Below are 17215 nucleotides of genomic sequence, written 5' to 3'. Positions count from 1 at the left end.
GCCGGATTGAGGGCGCCCTCCCGCGGAAATAGCCCTCAGGGCAATGCCTGTCTAAAGCTCTTGTCGGCCCATTCCGGAAACAGGCAGGCCCCGAGAACTCTGCCATTCCAGCAGGACAACGGCGCAAGATTCGGTCAGGAAATAACGCCGCTCGGATTCTGTCTCATCATCTCCGCATAGGCGTCTGCCATGCTCTCGGTCTCTTCGAGATACGGAGTTGCAGTCGGGCGAGCGCGAACCAAATCGTAAAGCTGGGCAATCGAGGGAAGCTGCGTGCATACGGCTTTGCGGTCGAGGTATGCGATCCAAAAACACAGATAGAAATCCGCAAGGGAAAATCGAGTTCCCAGGACGTAGGGACCTCGTTGCGCCAGTCTGGTGTTCATCACGTTCAATCGGCTCATGACGAGCGACTTTGCCAAATCCTGAATTCCGCCGTTGTCTTCGCTTCTCAGGGAAAAGCGGTGCGGAAAATGGAAACGCTTCATCTCGGATTGTATGTCCCCGGCGATATGGAATATCGCGGAGAGAAAATGCCCCCTGTCCGGGTCGGTCGATGTCGGAGCCAGTTCCGTGAGCTGGTGCCGCTCAGCCAGATACAACATCAGTGCTGCGACCTCATAGAGCGCGTCGCCTTCCGGGGTAATCAGCACCGGCACCAAACCGGCCGGGTTTATGGCGAGGAATTCCGCGGAACGGTGCTCGCCGCTGATAATGTCGATTTTTCTAAGCTCGTATTCGATCTTGCCTTCTTCGAGAACCCATTGAACGAGCGTTGCACGGGTGAAGTCACCACCAAAAAGAATGTACATCGGGCTCTCCCTCGTTGACTGCACGTCTGCCAATGGTGAGCGCTTCCCGAGTGCCGTGAGGGCGATTCAGGGGCGTGCCGGGATCAACTATATCGATTTGCCGAGCCGATTGTCTCCTTGGCCAATAGGCGCAGCCGTCCCGTCAATGACGGCAATCTTCGGAACGCCCTGGAGCATCTTGGTCAAGAGGTGGCCGAGACACCGCTATCCCGGCAACCGGGGCGAGGGGCTTGCCCTGCGAGACCTTGGCGAGAGACGGAGAGGGTGCGGCATATCCCCTTCTCCCGGTCAAAACGATGAAGGGGCTGCCGGCATCGGTCTCCGACGTAAGCGCGAATTTTCCCGCACCTTTTGCCGTTGAGTGCTCTGATGCATGAGGTGTCCACCAAATTAGGTGGACACCAAGTGATGGAAGAAGATGAGCAGAAACTGCGGGTGAGGCTTGTTGGCCGGAACGGGCGACGCCGTGATGAGCGACGGCTACTCCGCCTGGCGTACGCTGGAAGAGGCAACGCATCTTGGATGCATGGCCCATTCCAGGCGGTGCTTCGTCGATGCCCTCAAAGCAAGGAAGAAAGGCGGCGGCCCGTCGGAACAGGCGTTCCGGTTCTTCGAACTGCTCTACCGGGTTGAAAGGCAGGCGCGGAACGAAATCCTCGATGATGGCGAAACGCGAGATCACTGCATTCGCCGCTTCCGCCAGCAACATAGTGTTCCCATCCTGAGTGTCCTCAAGGCATGGCTCGACGACATTGCCTCGAAGGTCTTGCCTGACCGCAAGCTCGGCGACGCTGTGTCCTACACTCTGAACCAATGGGACTATCTGACGCGCTACACCGAGGACGGCAGTATGCCGATCGACAACAATCTTCTGGAGTGTGACATCAGGATTTTTGCAACTGGCAGAAAGAGTTGGTTGTTCAGCGATACCGTCGACGGAGCCAAGGCCAGTGCCATCGTCTACAGCCTAATGCTGACCTGCCGCGCCTCACGGGTCGAGCCGTAGCCTGGTTGCGCCACGTCCTCACCGAACTACCTCAGCGCGCTGTTGACGCCGATATCGACGACGTGCTGCCCTTCAACTTCGCCAAAGCCGCCACTGCCGCCTGATCCAGCGCGACACCTTCCGAAACCACGCGCCGAAAGGCGGCGTCAACGTGCGGAGGAATCGCGCTTACTTTTGATCCCGTCAACACGGTGATACATAGAGCGATAAAGTTTGCTCTGTGCAGGGCGTCTCGGGAATCGAAAGGTTAATATGGCAGGATTATTTAAGTCCATAAAAAGGGTAATGACCGGGCAGATAATACGGCGATCTGACGTTCCTCTCATGAACGGAAAGTGCGTAATGTCCTTCCGCATCAAGCGCGACCGTGACGGTGTCTTTGTTGTCCTTGCCTCCAACGCCGCAGGCAACCATCAATACTACCCCTTCGATACAAACGAGTTCGAGAAGTTCGTCGAAGCTGCAATAGAAATTAGAGATGCGCTACACTCAGGCATCAATCAAAAACCGCCAGTTTGACATGGCGTGTGGCCTCGCAACATCGCGGACACTCAACAGCAAAGGGTGCGTAGAAATTCGCGTTTACTCTCCGACAGCAGGTTCGCGCTCGAAATTGCAAAAAAAAGAGCATTTCCGTCACACTAACAAAGACGGAAATGCTCTCTTAATTTAGTGCGGAGCCATTCTGGGGCGCTTCGCACCGCCTGCACCTCACTCGCGGCTATTCGTCTGACGTTTGCCGGGGGACGTTTTCCAGCGAGGTGCGGATTTGATCAATCTTTCCATTCGCGTCGCCAACTCCAAGAATGGTCTTGGCTTCATCCAGAACAGCCGGGCTGACCTGACCGGTTTTCGTTGCGGAAGCCAATGCCTGCTCCAGTGCCGCGTCCCCCAACAGAGGATCATCGGATGCAGGCTCGGTTCCATTGTCGATTTCGTACTGGGCATAGGCCATTGCATAGGCCGAAATGGCGGTCATGCGTCGGTCCGACGTATGCATCAACGCCTTGTAATTCCGCTTCAGAGAGTTCAGGCCGGCCATCTGCGCCGAGAGGTTCTTCTCTTTCGTGACGGTTTTGGTGTCGTCATCCCTGGCAGACTTGGACTTGCCGCCTGCCTCGGCGGATTTGCCTTTCACACCTGAGGAGTTGCCATGGGTTGAGCCGTGCCCCTGGTTGCTGCTGCCGTGGTTGCCGCTGTCATGGCCGCTGTTGCCATTGCCGCCGCCGTTGCCGCCACCATTTCCACCACCGTTGCCGCCGCCATTGCCACCACCGTTACCACCGTCTTTCGCCAGTGCTGACATGTCGAAGCCTGCAATGGTTGCCGGGCTTGCTGCAAGGGCCAGCGAGAGCGCGGCCAAGGACGCTAAGGTTACTATCCGCATCATCTTCCTCCGGATCGGATCATCAAGCGCGATGTGGGTGCATCGCGTGTGGAGATGTCGGAGGTTAGACCTTGTTTGCGTCTTCCACATCGGCCCGAGGTCCGATGCCGGTCGGACTATGGTCCTAAACAACTTGAAATACTGAACAAATCCATATCATCAGCCGGGCCGCGGCGAGGCGATATCGCTTACGTCTCCCTTGTGACGAACATAGGAATGAGGGTGGAGAAGGTGCCCCACACGGCGGTCCGAACCGGACAGCAATGGCCTTGAGCCGAGCATCCCCACGGCGCCCACCGGCGTCGTGGGGCCAACCCATCATCTACCTTCTCGACTCACGCCAAACGCAAATCGAGAAGCGGGTGCAGCTTCTTTAAATTCGGCAGCGACTTGGCTTGCCAGGGATATTGATTGGTGCCTTTAACGACAAGCAGCAGGTCGCCCATCTTTCTGGCTTCGATCGTCAACTTGGCAAGCAGATTGATGCCCGAGGAATTGAGGAACTCGAGGCCGGTGAGATTGAACGTCACCTGTTTGTGCCCCTCATGGAGCAGGGCTGTTATCAATGAATAAATGGGTGCATAGGCGTCCGGTCCGGCCAGCCGGAAGACGCCGTCGAAATAGACTTCGTTTTGCTCCGCCCATACGCGGAAATTTTCGTCGCTGATTTCCATTCGTCGCTCACAGATTGGAGGAGGGCGGCATCGCCACGGCTGCAGTCGTCGTCAGTATGACAGGCTGGTCGTCACTCCCTTCGAATGCCCAGGCCATTTTTGCGTCGTAGTCGCTGAGAAGTGTCAGCAATCCCAAGCCCGAACCGCTTGCCGGCGATATGGCGTTGGTTTCGATTTGCTCAAGAAGAAGTTCGCCGGGGTCTCTCGATTGAAAGCGATGCAGCAACTGCTGAAAGCGAGAGGATGTCACGCCATCGATGGTGTTTTTCACCCGGATCAAAAAGCTTCCCTGGAATATGCCGGCTTCAATGAGGATCTCGCCAGGCTGTCGAAACTTCACGGCGTTTTCGATCAGCTCGTTGCTGAGGTATCCGATGTCATGATGCGCCTGCACGTAGTCTTTCTTCGAACGCGAATATTGCAGCGCCATGACCTGCGCTATGAAGTCAGCCGTCATTCCCGAGTGCTTCCATCCCAGTTGAAGCGGGCCGTCCGTCAAGGTCAGGCGCGTGCCGGAATCCAGGCTTATGTCAGTCAGAGATTCGATGCCGTAGACCGTTGGCGTCATGTCTCACCTATGCCGTACTGCCAGAAGCGTAATGTCGTCGTAGATTTTCTGCGATCCGATAAAGAGCATGAGCGTCGCGACAATTTCGGAAACGACTTTCTCAGCGCTCAGATCCTTCAAGCGAACGGCCTCGCGGCACAGCCGCTCCATGCCGAACAATTCTCCGGCGTCGTTTTCGGCTTCCGTGACGCCATCCGTATGCAGAAGTATGAGGTCCCCTTTTTCGAATGCGATTTCACGGGTTTTGATGAAGGCTGAGATATCGGCTTCCAGCCCGATCGGAATGCCCAGATCCATGGTGTTGATGCGCTCGACCCCACCGTTTGCCCGCACGATGACAACTTCCTCGTGTTGTCCCGACAGGATCATCTCTTTTCCGTCGTAGTCAAGAAACGCCAGAGTGAGGTGTTTGTCGATTTTCGTCCTGACGATATTCTTAAACAGGGCGCTGTTCAGATCTGTGAGGAATTTCACCGCATCGGTATTGCCGGCCTCCTGCAGGGCGCGGGCGACGGACTGAACCATCAGCATCAACACGCCGCTTTCCAACCCGTGCCCGGTGACGTCGCCGATGCCGATCTTCAGCCGGCTACCGTTCTTCAACACGTCGTAATAATCGCCGCCGACCTCTTCGGCGGGTCTCATATAGGCCGCTATTTCGAGTGCCTGGAACGCCTCGAGCTCCTGGTCCAGCGGCAGGACCATCAGCTGGATTCTCTCGGCGACGGCGAGCTCCGTTCCAAGACGCCGGTTTTCCCGCTGGAGCTGGGCGTTCAGCGTCGAAATCTCTTCCTTGGCATCTTCAATCTGCGCGGTTCGCTCCTCGACCAACTGCTCGAGATTTTCCGTGTGATAGCTGATCTCTTCGGCCATCCGGTTGAAGGCTTCGCCAGCCTCGCCGACCTCGTCCTTGCTTGTGATGGCGACCCTGACCGAATAGTCCTTCGCCTGAATGCGTTTGGCCGCACCTGCCAATGCGCTGATTCCGCTGGTTATTCGTTTCGAGGCGGCAAATACCGCGATGGTCACGATCAGCAATGACATGAGGATCGCCAGGATCTGGTAGAGCACGATCCTGTTCGTCGCCTCGGAAATCTTGGCCTGGGCCGCATAGAGCGAGGCTTCGATCTCCCGTTCAGGCACGACCACGCCAAGCGACATCGCTTCCTGGCGGACCGGGCCGCTGGACCAGAGATTGGTCGCAGGCAGTTTCTTCACGATCGCGATATAGGGGACCTCGCTGCCGTCCTGCTGCAGCAGCAAATGTTGAATGCCCTGTTCGCGGTCGAGGGCCAGTTTCGCGATCGCCGGCTGAGAGCTTCCCTTGAGGGAACGCTCGAGGCCGGTCACTCCGGTTCCGCTCGCATCGCTTGCCGATCGCAGACCGAGGGTCTTTTCGCCGGTGCTGTTGATCGCCACGACATTGCCGTCGGACATTGCCAGAAATCCGAAACCGGACTGGGCCACTTTGACATTTTCAACCGTCTGCGCGAGCTGGTCGAGCGTAATATCGGCGCCGGCCGTCCCGGCGACATCCTGCCTGTCGGCGGTCCACAATGGATGAAAGAAACTGACGATCAGCTTGCCGGTAATGGCATCGGTATAGGGCGCGGTCTGGGTGATGTCGTCGGCGACCGGCCGCGTTTTCATGTCTTTGGCCCAGCCCTGCCAGGACTCATAAAGGCCGGGAAAGAAGAAGTCCCAGAAATTGGCGTCGTTGTGGCCGGGATAAAGCCGGTCGAAGGTCTGGGCCTGGTCGGTGTAGGGCGTCGTCCTGAAGATCGGTCGTTCTTTCGAACCGATATAATACATCTGCAGCTTTGAAGCGCCGTGCTGCATCAGGCTCGGCGCAACGAGATCCAGAACCGCGCTCGTCCGGATATCGCTCTCGACGTCGGCTTTCGGCTTATCGTCCGGTCCGAGCAGATATCCCCAGACGCTGACGACCGAGGCGGAGCCCGGAGCGTTCTGCGACCATCTGCCATTCTGATCGTAGGAAAGGCTGACGCTGCCGGGAGATGTGCGGGCGATCGCGGCGCCGACGTCGGCGTTGCGTTCGGGATCGTCGATCTGCGCCTGCAGCACACCGGCCAGCGTGTCGACGTCGTTATGAACCTGCCGCAGCAGCAAGCCCACCTGTGCCGCGGTGGAATCTGCATAGGTGCGGATATATTCCTGGCTTGCCGCTTCAAGACCCTGGCCGACCTCGAGCGTTGCGTCGCGCGACAGCCGCTGAACGTTCCAAAGCGCGAGACCACCGCTGACCAGCAAGTCGAAGAGCACGGCTCCACCGACGACCAGGATGAACTTTGCCCGAAACGAGCCCAGTCTTGCCGGTCTTCTCGATGATCGCGCATCCATCACAGCGGCTTTCGTCCGGAGGCGGCCCAGATCGGCCAGCCTGCGTAACCCTTGGGGTGAAGAGCAGCAAAGATGTGATCCCTGAAGCCCTGCCGGAACCTGCGAATGAATTCCACGGAATCGCCCCGCCGGACGGCCATCTCACCGGCATAGACATTCTCCCAGGCTTCGATGACGTCTGCGAAGTCCTGCGGATCGCCATCCAGGTTGGTCACCATGAAGCAGTCGACCTTGATGGAGTCGAAGCCGGCATCGGCCAGCAGATGGCGGCTTTTCGGCCCCATCTCGACATCCATGTGGAAGTGCCTGAACAGCTTGGCGACCTCCTCGTAAGTCCATTTTATCGTTTCGGCGTGCGGCTCGCCCAGGCAATGCGAATTTTTCTCGTTGGTGATGTAGACACGGCCGCCTGGTTTGCAGATGCGGTAAAGCTCCCTGAGCAGCATTTCGGGACGGTTGAAAATCTGCAGCGAATGCCGGCAGGTGACAAAGTCGAACTGGTTGTCCCGAAGCAGCATTTGCGAGGCGTCGCCATAGGTGTATTCGATCCCCTGCAGATCGAAATCGGCAGCGACCTTGCGTGCATAGTCGAGGCTGCGCACGGAATGATCCAGCGCGACGAGGCGCGACGGTTTGAATTCCCGCTGGACGAGGGCGGCGAAATCGCCAATTCCGCAGCAGATGTCGGCGATGGCAAGGCCGCTGCGTAGGCCGTGGAGAGGCAGCAGTTCGCGTTCGTGCCGCCATGTCATTTTCGTCTGGGTGCGCAGGATGGGAATGAAACTCTCATCCTCGACGAAGCTCTGGCCCGGATAAAATGCCGAATCGTAGACTTCGACCGACAGGTTCGGCTGTGAGGCGACGAGCGTCTCGAACAGCGAGGTCGACCATGCCACCACGCTCGAGGTGATGATGACGATCCTGCGCTCCGGCCTGGCCCGGCAGCTTGCCGCCAGGACCTCGGACAGGGCGGCGAAGGCGGTCATGTTGATGTGCGTCAGGCGTTTGACATTGAGATAGACGACGCCGCTGTATTTTTCCAGACTTTGCCGCACCAGCTTCAGGACATCGGCAATCTCGCCGGCGCTTTCGGGCCGCATCTTGCCGGACAGCAAAAGTTCCTGATTGGTCGGATCGAAATGCGCGGAAAAGGGCAGGGAAAACATGTTCATTGGAAATCCTCCCTGGCGGGGAAATCCGCGATGATCTGCATTCCGTGCGCCTCGTCCTCTTCAATTCGGATCGCGGCGCGGAATATGGTCGCCAAGTCTCGGAGCCGGACTGTTTCTTCGGGCTTCATGACCGGGTCTCCAGACCGGGCGACGGCCACGGGCCGGCGGTCGAATGCGTCCTCGCACGGGAAGGCAATTCTCAGCCGATTGAATGTCTCACTCCGATAGAGGCCGAAATGTATCTTTCCGGGCGCTCTGGTCGAACGGAACGCGAGTTCGACGAGCTCGTTTGCCGCGACCGAAAGAAAATTGGTATATCGAGCCGGATCGCTGTGGCTTTGGCCCAGGATTTCCGAGAGATATTCCGTAATCCCGTCGCAAAGCTGCCACCGGGATTTGAACGTTGCAAGGTTCATTTCGAGCGAGACCATCGGCACGAATGCATGGTCGTCGAAGCCAGAAGCTTTCTCTTCCAATCAACCCTCCATCGTTGCTCCCGGGCCTCAGGCTGATGCTTGCGATCGCCAAGGCACGGCGAAAATCGCTTGTTCGCTATGGCAGAGCGTGCCGCACAGATGTTTCCGCGCGGGAGATGAACTCGCCGATTGCCTCGACCGGAAGCGGCCTGCTCACCAGATAACCTTGAAGCCTGTCGCAGCCGACATTGCGCAGCCATTCCGCTTGAGCCGTCGTTTCAACGCCTTCGGCCGTCACCTGCATGTCGAGGCCATGGGCGAGGTTGACGATGCAGCGGACGATCGTCTGGCTTTTCGGATCGGTTTCGAGATCGGTGATGAAGTATTTGTCGATTTTGATCGTGTCGAAAGGGAATGTCTTCAGATAGCTCAGGGAAGAATATTCGGTCCCGAAATCATCGAGCGAGATGCGTATCCCCAGCACGTTGAGCGTATTCAGCGTATCGATGTTATTGACGGTCCGCTCCAGCAGCACGCTTTCGGTGATCTCCAGTTCCAGACGATCGGGCGGCAAGCCGACCAGGTCCAGCGTCTGGGATATCCGATCCGTGAGGCCGCTCGTCAGGAATTCGGCCGCCGAGACATTGACCGCGACGATGTAATTCTGCGGCCACTTCATTGCCTCGCGGCATGCCTGCTCCAGAACCCACGCACCTATCTCAGGCATCATTCCATCGGCCTCGGCCATCGGAATGAAGGTCACGGGAGGGATATTTCCGAGCAGTGGGTGGTGCCACCGCAGCAATGCCTCGAAGCCGACGATGCAGCCGTCCTCGGCGAAGGGCTGGTACTCGACGAAGAATTCCTGCTGGGCCAGGGCCATGCGAAGGCTGCGGCGCAGCAGCTCGCGCTGCTCCAGCAATTCAAGCATGGAGGCATCAAAGGCACTTGCCCGGCCGCGCCCCTCTTTCTTGGCGGCGTAGAGCGCGAGGTCGGAGGCTTTCATGAGCTGCTCCGGGCTTGTCCCGTCCGGGGGAGCGGTCGATATGCCGATGCTGGTGCCGACAAAGACCGTGATGCCATCGATGGTGAAGGGCTTTTTGAATGCGGCAACCAAGGCTTCTGCCAAACGGTGGGCTTTGGCCGGATGCCCCGAACCCATGGAAATGACGGTGAATTCGTCACCCGCCAGTCGGTAGGCTCTGTCGTCAGCGGCAAGGCAGTCCTGAATACGCCCCGCCGCGAATTGAAGAAGCTTGTCCCCAGCCGCATGCCCGAGCGTGTCGTTCACCGGTTTGAAATCGTCAAGGTCGAGCTGCATCAGAGACAGGGTCTCGTTCGTGCCCGCGGTCTCCCGCAAAAAGTCGGTGAGGTCGTCGCTGAACTGGCGTCGGTTCGGCAGTCCGGTCAGTGGATCGTGGGTGGCGAGATGCAGGAGGGTTGCCCGCTCATCGTCGATGGGTTCTTCGGAGCGAACCACCGCATACAGATCTCCGATCCGATAAATCGTCAGTCCGCGCGACCCGGGCCTGCCGGGATCGGCAAATACCCGCAAAGGCTGGGCACTCTCGCCCATGGAAGAGAAAGCCAGCGTCAGCGCCGATTTGTCCAATCCGGCAAAATGCTCCCAAAACGACGCGGCTGGTTTGACGGATGCAGGCAGCTCATTGCCCAGCAAATTCTCGACTGGATTGAAATCGCGGTCGAAGAACAAAAGCCGGTCGATCGAGCTCAAAGCCTTTGCCTCCGTTTTTCCGCGGGCCGCGCGGGCCGCACGAATTTTCCGCATGTCCGAAGCTCTCCTGGTCGAATCCTAATCAGTTATTGTAGCAAATCAACTGCCTCACAACTTGTGCACGTCAAGATTTACATTAGGCATTTCTGATTAACAATCCCAAACCTCAGATGGATTGCGGCCATCGGGAGCGGTTGCCGGAATTCGGGCGAGGGGGCGGGTCAAAGCCCTTCCTTGGTGATGGTAATGAAACGGATCGGTGCCTGGTCCGGTTTGATATCGGTCAAGCCGATTCTGTTCAGAACGAGATCAAGCGCGCGGCGCGCCTGCGCCTCCGGCGCCTGATCCAGCACCACATCCATAATGCCGTCCTGCAAGGCCGCGCGCGTATATTCGGTCAACTCGTGCCCGACGAAAAAGACATCACGGCCGCGCGGATGCCGGCGCAGCACGTCGATCAGGGCGGAGTTGGCGCCGCCGGCATTATAGAGACCGGCAAGGTCGGGATACATCTCCAGGGCCGACCACAGGCGATCAGCGCTGGCACGCTCCTCATCGCCGCCAAATCCCAGCCATTCGAAGCTGGAGGCGCCGGGATGGTCTTGAAAATAGGCTGAGAAGCCGCGGATCCGATCGCGATGCACCTGATAGATTGGGTGGCAGATGGCAATCACGGGCCCGGTCCGGGCAGCCATTCGACTGATGTAGAGCGCGGCCGTGCGGCCCGCGGCATTGTTGTCGATGCCGATAAATTCGCCGGCGCGCTCGGAGGCGCGGGTCACGACGTGCACGACCGGCAGACCTTGCGCATTTACCTTTTCCACCGCGGCGCTGATCAGCTGGCTGCTCGGCACTGCAAGGATCAGGCCGGCGCGTGACAGGTCGGTCGACAGGATGCGCCGCGCAATCGCTTCCGGATTCAGTTCGTCGGTAAAGCTGCGATGCACGACGACCAAGGGATCGAGGGTGGCGGCGATTCTTTCGAAAGCATGCGAAAGGCGACGGTAGAAGCTCGTCTCCGGCCGAACCATCAGCACTTCTATCCTGAGGAGGCCGCGATGGGTCTCGGGAAGCTTGCGCGGGTAATCCAGGCGACGTGCGGCGGAGACGACTTTCTCGACCAGTTCGGGGCGAACACCCCCACGCCCGTTCAAGACCCGTTCGACCGTCGCAGTTCCCACGCCGGCATGGCGGGCGATGTCCCGATAATTCGGTTTGCTCACTTTCCAGGTCCCTCGAATGGGCTGACGCGCCCTTGTTGGTCTATGCGGAATTTTTCTTGAAGAAAAGTTCGATCCGGTGTCGGATCGGCCAAACCACACCCGTCCTAGGTTCGTCCATTCCGTCCATTCAAAAGGATTATGACCATGCCGAACACCATACGCCTGCATCGTGTTTTCGCGACCAGCCCGGACAAGGTCTATCGCGCCTTCATCGAGGCCGACGCGCTTGCCAAATGGCTTCCGCCGAACGGCTTCCTCTGCACTGTGCACCATCTGGAGCCGGTCGTCGGCGGCACCTTCAAAATGTCGTTCCGCAACTTCACCACGGGCAATAGCCACGCCTTCGGCGGCGAATTTCTCGAACTCGTCCCTGGTGAACGCGTTCGCTACACCGACAAGTTCGACGACCCCAACCTGCCGGGCGAAATGGAAGTCACCGTGACGCTGAAGAAAGTTTCGGTCGGCACCGAAGTGGATATCACACAGGCTGGCGTGCCTGATGTCATCCCGCCCGAGGCTTGTTATCTCGGCTGGCAGGAATCGCTGAAAAACCTCGCCAGGGTGGTTGAGCCCGATATCAAAGAATAGTTGGTTCAGGCGGCCGGTCATTCCTGCAGACTGCCGCCGATGCTCAAGTGAACCTCACCCTGAAGCGCCTCGCAAAGGGGCCGCAGGGTGAGGAATGTTGGACGATGCCGCGCGGATAACAGCGGCTGCGCTACTTAATTACTCCCATCGTTCGGCCTGGCCTTGGCGCTGTCATTGCTGCTTTCCGAGGCGGTTTTGCCGTCGGGCTGCTGGCCGAAATAGGTGCCGCCGAGATGGCCGCCGGCGCTGGTGTTCTTGACCTGCTGTTCGGCGCGTTTCTGAATTTCACGGACGTTGGTCTTGCTCATTTTCGGCTCCCTTTTGAGGTTGCGACTTCGGGACAACCGATGGGAGACGGCACTGTTCCATATTTTTCCGCGGGAACACTCGCCGCCTTTTCCGGTTTTTCCTACGCAGCCAAGGAGAAACGATGATGGGCATGAAGACACCGAAAGACGGCGCCCCCGGCACCACCGATCAGTCCCCACGCTGGGAAGGCCCGAAAGGAAATACCCCGCGCGGCTATCTGAAAGCCAAGGACGATCCGGACCGCAATCGCGACGCGAAGGGCGAAAACAACCGCGATCCCGAGACCAAAAACCTCGGCGACGCGTTGAAGCAGAAGGGCGATTGAGATGGCCGATCCCGAAAAAGACGCAGCCGGCCAGTTCGCAAAATCCCGCGCCGACCGGAAAAGCAGCGGCGTTGCTAGCGCCAAGCCGACCGTCATCACCGGTTCGGAAGATGCCACGGTGCATAAGAACCCGCCCGGCAGGAAGAAGCCGGGCAAGGACCGGGACATCAATTACGATCCCGCCGATATGAACGAGGGCCGGACGCGCTGATCGCGTTGCATGGAATTTGTTCATGCAACGCGGCTTGCCGCTTACTGCAACGTACGCGTCTGGATCTGCTCGGCGGGGGCGTGCGAAGCGGATGCGGGCAAGGAGCTGCCTTCCAGGCCGGTCGCCACGACGGAGACGCGGAACTTGCCGTCGAGGCTGCGGTCGAAGATGGCGCCGACGACGATATCGGCGTCATCCTGCACCTCGTCGCGGATGCGGCTTGCCGCTTCGTCGACTTCGAATAGCGTCATATCCGAGCCGCCCGAGATCGAGATCAGCACGCCTTTGGCGCCTCTCATCGAGATATCGTCGAGAAGCGGGTTGGCGATTGCCGCTTCCGCCGCCTTCATCGCTCGGCTCTCGCCGGAGGCTTCGCCAGTCCCCATCATGGCGCGGCCCATGCCCTGCATCACCGACTTCACGTCGGCAAAATCGAGGTTGATCAGGCCTTCCTTGACGATGAGATCGGTAATGCAGCCGACGCCGGCATAAAGCACGCGGTCGGCGGTCATGAACGCATCGGCGAACGTGGTTTTCGCATCGGCGATGCGGAAGAGGTTCTGATTGGGAATGACGATGACGGTATCGGCTGCCTGGCGAAGCGCCTCAATGCCGACTTCCGCCGTCCGCATGCGGCGATTGCCCTCGAAGGTGAACGGCTTGGTGACGACGCCGACCGTCAGGATGCCGGCGGCACGCGCGGCGCGCGCGATGACAGGGGCAGCACCCGTGCCCGTCCCGCCGCCCATGCCGGCGGTGACGAAGCACATGTGCGATCCTGCCAGGTGATCCATGATTTCATCGATCGATTCCTCGGCAGCCGCATGGCCGATCTCAGGCAGCGAACCGGCGCCGAGACCCTCGGTCACATTCGCGCCGAGTTGAATGCGCCTGGTCGCCTTTGATGTGGCGAGGACCTGGGCGTCCGTATTTGCGGCGATGAATTCAACGCCTGCCAATTTTTCTGCGATCATATTGTTGATCGCATTGCCACCACCACCGCCGACGCCGATCACAGTAATATGCGGCCGCAGTCCCGAAATGCCGCTCTTGGCGTCCGTCATCGCGCTCTCCTTTGAAGCTTCGTTCACGCCACGCCCTCGTCGTGGCCAGCGAATCGTCGCCTAGGATAGCCGCCCAACAAGGCAGAGGCGAGGCGAAAGAAATCTCGGCATCGTTGCCGAAGGGCACGTTGCACAGATGAGTTGCGGATTCGACAAAAGCCCCGACGACGCGTGAACCAAAGCCGCGCTAGGGTGTTTAGAGATATGCCACCTCTCTGCGAAAGGAACGGTTCCCATGCAAAGACTTCTTCTATCGGGCCTCGCCCTTGCGGCGCTTGCCGGCAACGCCTTCGCCCAGCAGTCTCCAGCCCCGCCATCCGCCGGGACACCGCCCGTAGCCGCCGAGCCAGGCGCACCACCTACGCCTGCACCCAGCGATGAGGGGGCGATGCGGGGCGGGCCGGATGCGCCGCCGAGAGAACGTCCCGATGACCGCTGGCATGGATCGCGAGGCGACATGGGGTTCCGTGACGACAGGGGCTTTCGTGGCTTCCGTGGTCATCGCCCGCCACCGCCGCCGTCCAAGGCAGCCCATTTCCAGATCGAGGACGGCAACACCCGGATCAATCTCAAATGCGCCGAGGACGAACCGATGAAGGCCTGCGCCGATCTCCTGTTGCAGGTGATGGACCGTCTGCAAGGCCAGGACTAACCTTGCTTATTGCAGGGAAGCGGGATGCAGCCATCTGCGAGGCGGGGTCTCACGCTTCCCCAGAGGCTAGGGACCTCCCGAAGTGCAATTCTCCGGGAGCATTGACGATGTTCCAATTTGCATTTAGCTATGCTGCCATGAAAATCGCAATGGTTCTGGCAGTGGTGATCGGGCGCGTGGGCAGGATGTTGTAACCATCCGGCGAAAGCTCCCATGCGCGGTAAGCAGGCTCCTGACGGGGCCTTTTTTTATGCCCCGAATCCGGGGTGGGCGCCTCGTCGGACTTTCCACACATCGTCACACTGATCAAGGAACGGAACCATGAGATCCCGTCATTCCATCGACACCCCGCGCGCGCAGATGACCGGCGCGGAAATCGTTCTTCAGGCGCTGAGAGACAACGGCGTCCAGCATATTTTCGGCTATCCCGGCGCTGCCGTTCTGCCGATTTACGACGAGCTTTTCCAGCAGGAAGACATCAGGCACATTCTGGTTCGCCATGAGCAGGGCGCCGGCCATGCCGCCGAGGGTTATGCCCGCTCGACGGGCAAGGTCGGCGTCATGCTGGTCACATCGGGTCCCGGCGTAACCAACGCGATCACGCCGCTTCAGGATGCCTTGATGGATTCCATCCCGCTGGTCTGCCTATCCGGCCAGGTGCCGACGGCGCTGATCGGCTCCGATGCCTTTCAGGAATGCGATACCGTCGGCATCACCCGAGGCTGCACGAAACACAATCGGCTGGTCGGCGACGTCAATGACCTTGCCGTCACCATCCACGAGGCCTTTCGCATCGCCAGATCCGGACGACCCGGCCCCGTTCTGGTCGACATGCCCAAGGACGTGCTGTTTGCGAGCGGCGCCTACACGCCGCCGGAGGCCGTCGCTTTAAGAACGAGCGACCGGCCGGACCGTCGCGGTGACATCGGGGAGATCGAGGCTGCCGTCGCTCTGATGGCGCCGGCGCGCCGGCCGGTCATTTGCGTCGGCGGCGGCGTCATCAATTCCGGCCCTGAAGCGGTAAAGCTGTTGCGCGAACTGGTCGATCTCACAGGCTTTCCCGTCACGTCAACGCTGATGGGGCTCGGCGCCTATCCGGCTTCCAGCCCGAACTGGCTGAAGATGACCGGGCTTCACGGCTCCTATGAGGCCAATATGGCGATGCACGACTGCGACCTCATGCTGTGCATCGGGGCGCGCTTCGACGGCGGGCTTACCTCCAGCTTCGATGGTTTCTCACCGAATTCCCTAAAGATTCATATCGATATCGATGCTTGCTCGCTGAATAAGACCGTGCGCGCCGATATCGCCATCCGGGGCGACGCCGCCAATGTACTTGCCGACCTTGTTCGTCTGTGGCGGGCGCTGCCGCAGGCGCCGGACCGGGCGAGACTGACCGAGTGGCGGAGCACGATTGCGGGCTGGCGGGCACGGCGATCGTTTTCCTACGCAATGCGCGACGACGTCATCATGCCGCAATATGCCATCGAGCGGCTTTATGAACTGACCAAGGATCGCGATACTTACATCACGACCGAGGTCGGCCGGCATCGGATCTGGGCGGCGCAATATTACGACTTCGAGCAGCCGAATCGCTGGATGACATCGGGGGGCCTCGGGACCATGGGATACGGGTTGCCCGCCGCTCTCGGCGCGCAGATCGCCAATCCCAACAGCCTCGTCATCGACATAGCCGGCGATGCCTCCGTACAGGTGACGATGAAGGAAATGTCGGCCGCCGTGCAGCACAACGCGCCGATCAAGATCTTCATTCTCAACGGCGGCGATCAGGGAACGGCTCGGCAGCGGCAGCACGGAAACCCGGATTTCGTGAAGCTTGCCGAAGCCTATGGCGGACACGGCATTCGCTGCGAGAGGCCCGCCGAACTCGACGATGCGATCATGGAGATGATCGAGGTGAACATGCCTGTTCTGTTCGACTGCCGCGTCGCCGAATTCGCCGCGCCTGCCGACGACCGGGGCGGGCAGGGCGTATCATAATATGTTGCTGCCCGGCGAGGTTGGCGACGCGCTGTTTGCCGCGTCAGCCGATGTTGGCGGAGAGAGTCGCGTCTAGCGACTTTGGAACACGGTTTGAAATGTCAGTCGCAGCAGTGGATTCTGCGACTGACATCGAGCCATCAGGCCTCCGGCTTTAGGGAGAGGTTTTCAGCGCTCGGGCCGGCTATTTGATGACGCTTACGTTCATCACGGTCTCCTGGATCTTACCGTACCCGTAGGGCGATCTCAGAACGAACCTGTCACTGCCGATGTAGCCTGGCTCCGGTGTATAATATCCAACCACGCCTCCAACCTTAACCGTCCGGCATTTCGCCAGCTTTCCGGTTGCGCCGGGAAATACCGGTTCGTGGACAATCTGGAGACGGCCATGCTTGGGCTGTTCCACGATATGCGTGGCCGGATAATCGGCGTGGCTGCAATCGTCATTGATATGCCAGGTCTGGCCTATCTTCGTTTTTTCACCACTGAGCGCTGTTATCGATTTGGACTTTTGCCTGAAGCTGTCGGAGGTTGTGGTGCAGCTCGAAAGTGAAATTGCTGCGATTGCCAGTATCAAGTATGAAAAAATGCTTTTCACTATAAATCCTCAACTTTTGCTTGAATGAATATTGGATTTTTCTGAGGAGTCAATCAGGGTGCGAAACCGAATCCGCAATCGGGGCCACCCTCGTCCTTCGAGGCCCCTGCGGG

General features: G+C 59.2%; 17 protein-coding genes and 2 pseudogenes. 7 read left to right on the top strand and 12 right to left on the bottom strand.

What is annotated here, in order from left to right:
* Positions 1–134: 134 nt before the first annotated feature.
* Positions 135–812: a glutathione S-transferase family protein gene (locus GGD57_RS03780; protein ID WP_184466979.1), complete on the bottom strand. Its 678-nt coding sequence runs from the start codon at positions 810–812 to the stop codon at positions 135–137.
* A gap of 466 nt (positions 813–1278) precedes the next feature.
* On the opposite strand from GGD57_RS03780, the pseudogene tnpC reads away from it, so the two are divergent.
* Together tnpC and GGD57_RS03770 are read left to right on the top strand one after the other, a co-directional pair.
* Positions 1279–1922: pseudogene (tnpC, locus tag GGD57_RS03775) on the top strand (IS66 family transposase); the annotation flags it as partial.
* Positions 1923–2160: 238 nt separating this feature from the next.
* The gene (locus tag GGD57_RS03770; RefSeq protein ID WP_184466977.1) at positions 2161–2337 is read left to right on the top strand and encodes a hypothetical protein; all 177 of its coding nucleotides are present in this window, start codon (positions 2161–2163) and stop codon (positions 2335–2337) included.
* Between the two features lie 202 nt (positions 2338–2539).
* Here GGD57_RS03770 and GGD57_RS03765 read toward each other — a convergent pair whose 3' ends face one another.
* The 8 genes from GGD57_RS03765 to GGD57_RS03730 form a co-directional block, all read right to left on the bottom strand.
* The gene (locus GGD57_RS03765) at positions 2540–3205 is read right to left on the bottom strand and encodes a hypothetical protein (protein WP_184467407.1); all 666 of its coding nucleotides are present in this window, start codon (positions 3203–3205) and stop codon (positions 2540–2542) included.
* A 335-nt stretch (positions 3206–3540) separates the two neighbouring features.
* Entirely contained in the window at positions 3541–3879 is a 339-nt protein-coding gene (locus tag GGD57_RS03760) for a slr1659 superfamily regulator (protein ID WP_126911060.1), read from the bottom strand.
* Positions 3880–3886: 7 nt separating this feature from the next.
* Positions 3887–4447, bottom strand: coding sequence for a slr1658 superfamily regulator (locus GGD57_RS03755; RefSeq protein ID WP_184466974.1), 561 nt, complete (start codon positions 4445–4447; stop codon positions 3887–3889).
* 3 nt (positions 4448–4450) lie between these two features.
* Positions 4451–6808, bottom strand: coding sequence for a SpoIIE family protein phosphatase (locus GGD57_RS03750; RefSeq protein WP_210303704.1), 2358 nt, complete (start codon positions 6806–6808; stop codon positions 4451–4453).
* On the bottom strand, positions 6808–7980 hold the full coding sequence (locus GGD57_RS03745) for a class I SAM-dependent methyltransferase (RefSeq protein WP_184466970.1): 1173 nt from the start codon (positions 7978–7980) through the stop codon (positions 6808–6810). The genes GGD57_RS03750 and GGD57_RS03745 overlap by 1 nt, the downstream gene beginning before the upstream one ends.
* A complete protein-coding gene (locus GGD57_RS03740) occupies positions 7977–8456 on the bottom strand; it encodes a hypothetical protein (protein WP_184466968.1) in 480 nt (159 codons plus the stop codon). Before GGD57_RS03740 ends, GGD57_RS03745 begins: the two co-directional genes overlap by 4 nt.
* Positions 8457–8532: 76 nt before the next feature.
* Positions 8533–10185, bottom strand: a complete 1653-nt coding sequence (locus tag GGD57_RS03735; protein ID WP_184466966.1) for a putative bifunctional diguanylate cyclase/phosphodiesterase — start codon at positions 10183–10185, stop codon at positions 8533–8535.
* Between the two features lie 167 nt (positions 10186–10352).
* Positions 10353–11354: a substrate-binding domain-containing protein gene (locus GGD57_RS03730; RefSeq protein ID WP_184467406.1), complete on the bottom strand. Its 1002-nt coding sequence runs from the start codon at positions 11352–11354 to the stop codon at positions 10353–10355.
* Positions 11355–11498: 144 nt separating this feature from the next.
* On the opposite strand from GGD57_RS03730, the gene GGD57_RS03725 reads away from it, so the two are divergent.
* Positions 11499–11942, top strand: a complete 444-nt coding sequence (locus GGD57_RS03725; protein WP_184466964.1) for an SRPBCC family protein — start codon at positions 11499–11501, stop codon at positions 11940–11942.
* 134 nt (positions 11943–12076) lie between these two features.
* Here GGD57_RS03725 and GGD57_RS03720 read toward each other — a convergent pair whose 3' ends face one another.
* Positions 12077–12250, bottom strand: a complete 174-nt coding sequence (locus GGD57_RS03720) for a hypothetical protein (RefSeq protein ID WP_003580125.1) — start codon at positions 12248–12250, stop codon at positions 12077–12079.
* 125 nt (positions 12251–12375) lie between these two features.
* Between GGD57_RS03720 and GGD57_RS03715 the strand changes: the two genes are divergently transcribed.
* Together GGD57_RS03715 and GGD57_RS03710 are read left to right on the top strand one after the other, a co-directional pair.
* Positions 12376–12576, top strand: a complete 201-nt coding sequence (locus GGD57_RS03715) for a hypothetical protein (RefSeq protein WP_184467404.1) — start codon at positions 12376–12378, stop codon at positions 12574–12576.
* Position 12577: 1 nt separating this feature from the next.
* Positions 12578–12787, top strand: a complete 210-nt coding sequence (locus tag GGD57_RS03710; RefSeq protein ID WP_184466962.1) for a hypothetical protein — start codon at positions 12578–12580, stop codon at positions 12785–12787.
* A 41-nt stretch (positions 12788–12828) separates the two neighbouring features.
* Here GGD57_RS03710 and ftsZ read toward each other — a convergent pair whose 3' ends face one another.
* Positions 12829–13851, bottom strand: coding sequence for a cell division protein FtsZ (gene ftsZ / locus GGD57_RS03705; protein ID WP_085737635.1), 1023 nt, complete (start codon positions 13849–13851; stop codon positions 12829–12831).
* Positions 13852–14086: 235 nt separating this feature from the next.
* Here ftsZ and GGD57_RS03700 point away from each other — a divergent pair, with 235 nt between their 5' ends.
* Both GGD57_RS03700 and ilvB read left to right on the top strand, forming a co-directional pair.
* Positions 14087–14503, top strand: a complete 417-nt coding sequence (locus GGD57_RS03700) for a hypothetical protein (protein ID WP_184466960.1) — start codon at positions 14087–14089, stop codon at positions 14501–14503.
* Positions 14504–14863: 360 nt separating this feature from the next.
* Positions 14864–16580, top strand: a pseudogene (gene ilvB / locus GGD57_RS03695) (biosynthetic-type acetolactate synthase large subunit).
* A 108-nt stretch (positions 16581–16688) separates the two neighbouring features.
* On the opposite strand, the gene GGD57_RS03690 reads toward ilvB, so the two are convergent.
* Positions 16689–17102, bottom strand: coding sequence for a hypothetical protein (locus GGD57_RS03690; protein ID WP_003564533.1), 414 nt, complete (start codon positions 17100–17102; stop codon positions 16689–16691).
* Positions 17103–17215 lie beyond the last annotated feature (113 nt).

The organism is Rhizobium esperanzae (assembly GCF_014197615.1).
GTDB lineage: Bacteria > Pseudomonadota > Alphaproteobacteria > Rhizobiales > Rhizobiaceae > Rhizobium > Rhizobium esperanzae_A.
Note: the sequence above shows the minus strand (reverse complement) of the source record. Positions and strands in the feature narration are given on the sequence as shown.

Coding starts and splice junctions, on each gene's coding strand:
- GGD57_RS03750 (WP_210303704.1), bottom strand. CDS start 6,808: ATGGATGCGCGATCATCGAGAAGACCGGCAAGACTGGGCTCGTTTCGG.
- GGD57_RS03715 (WP_184467404.1), top strand. CDS start 12,376: ATGGGCATGAAGACACCGAAAGACGGCGCCCCCGGCACCACCGATCAG.
- GGD57_RS03700 (WP_184466960.1), top strand. CDS start 14,087: ATGCAAAGACTTCTTCTATCGGGCCTCGCCCTTGCGGCGCTTGCCGGC.
- GGD57_RS03710 (WP_184466962.1), top strand. CDS start 12,578: ATGGCCGATCCCGAAAAAGACGCAGCCGGCCAGTTCGCAAAATCCCGC.
- GGD57_RS03780 (WP_184466979.1), bottom strand. CDS start 812: ATGTACATTCTTTTTGGTGGTGACTTCACCCGTGCAACGCTCGTTCAA.
- GGD57_RS03735 (WP_184466966.1), bottom strand. CDS start 10,185: ATGCGGAAAATTCGTGCGGCCCGCGCGGCCCGCGGAAAAACGGAGGCA.
- GGD57_RS03725 (WP_184466964.1), top strand. CDS start 11,499: ATGCCGAACACCATACGCCTGCATCGTGTTTTCGCGACCAGCCCGGAC.
- ftsZ (WP_085737635.1), bottom strand. CDS start 13,851: ATGACGGACGCCAAGAGCGGCATTTCGGGACTGCGGCCGCATATTACT.
- GGD57_RS03755 (WP_184466974.1), bottom strand. CDS start 4,447: ATGACGCCAACGGTCTACGGCATCGAATCTCTGACTGACATAAGCCTG.
- GGD57_RS03745 (WP_184466970.1), bottom strand. CDS start 7,980: ATGAACATGTTTTCCCTGCCCTTTTCCGCGCATTTCGATCCGACCAAT.
- GGD57_RS03720 (WP_003580125.1), bottom strand. CDS start 12,250: ATGAGCAAGACCAACGTCCGTGAAATTCAGAAACGCGCCGAACAGCAG.
- GGD57_RS03770 (WP_184466977.1), top strand. CDS start 2,161: ATGTCCTTCCGCATCAAGCGCGACCGTGACGGTGTCTTTGTTGTCCTT.
- GGD57_RS03765 (WP_184467407.1), bottom strand. CDS start 3,205: ATGCGGATAGTAACCTTAGCGTCCTTGGCCGCGCTCTCGCTGGCCCTT.
- GGD57_RS03760 (WP_126911060.1), bottom strand. CDS start 3,879: ATGGAAATCAGCGACGAAAATTTCCGCGTATGGGCGGAGCAAAACGAA.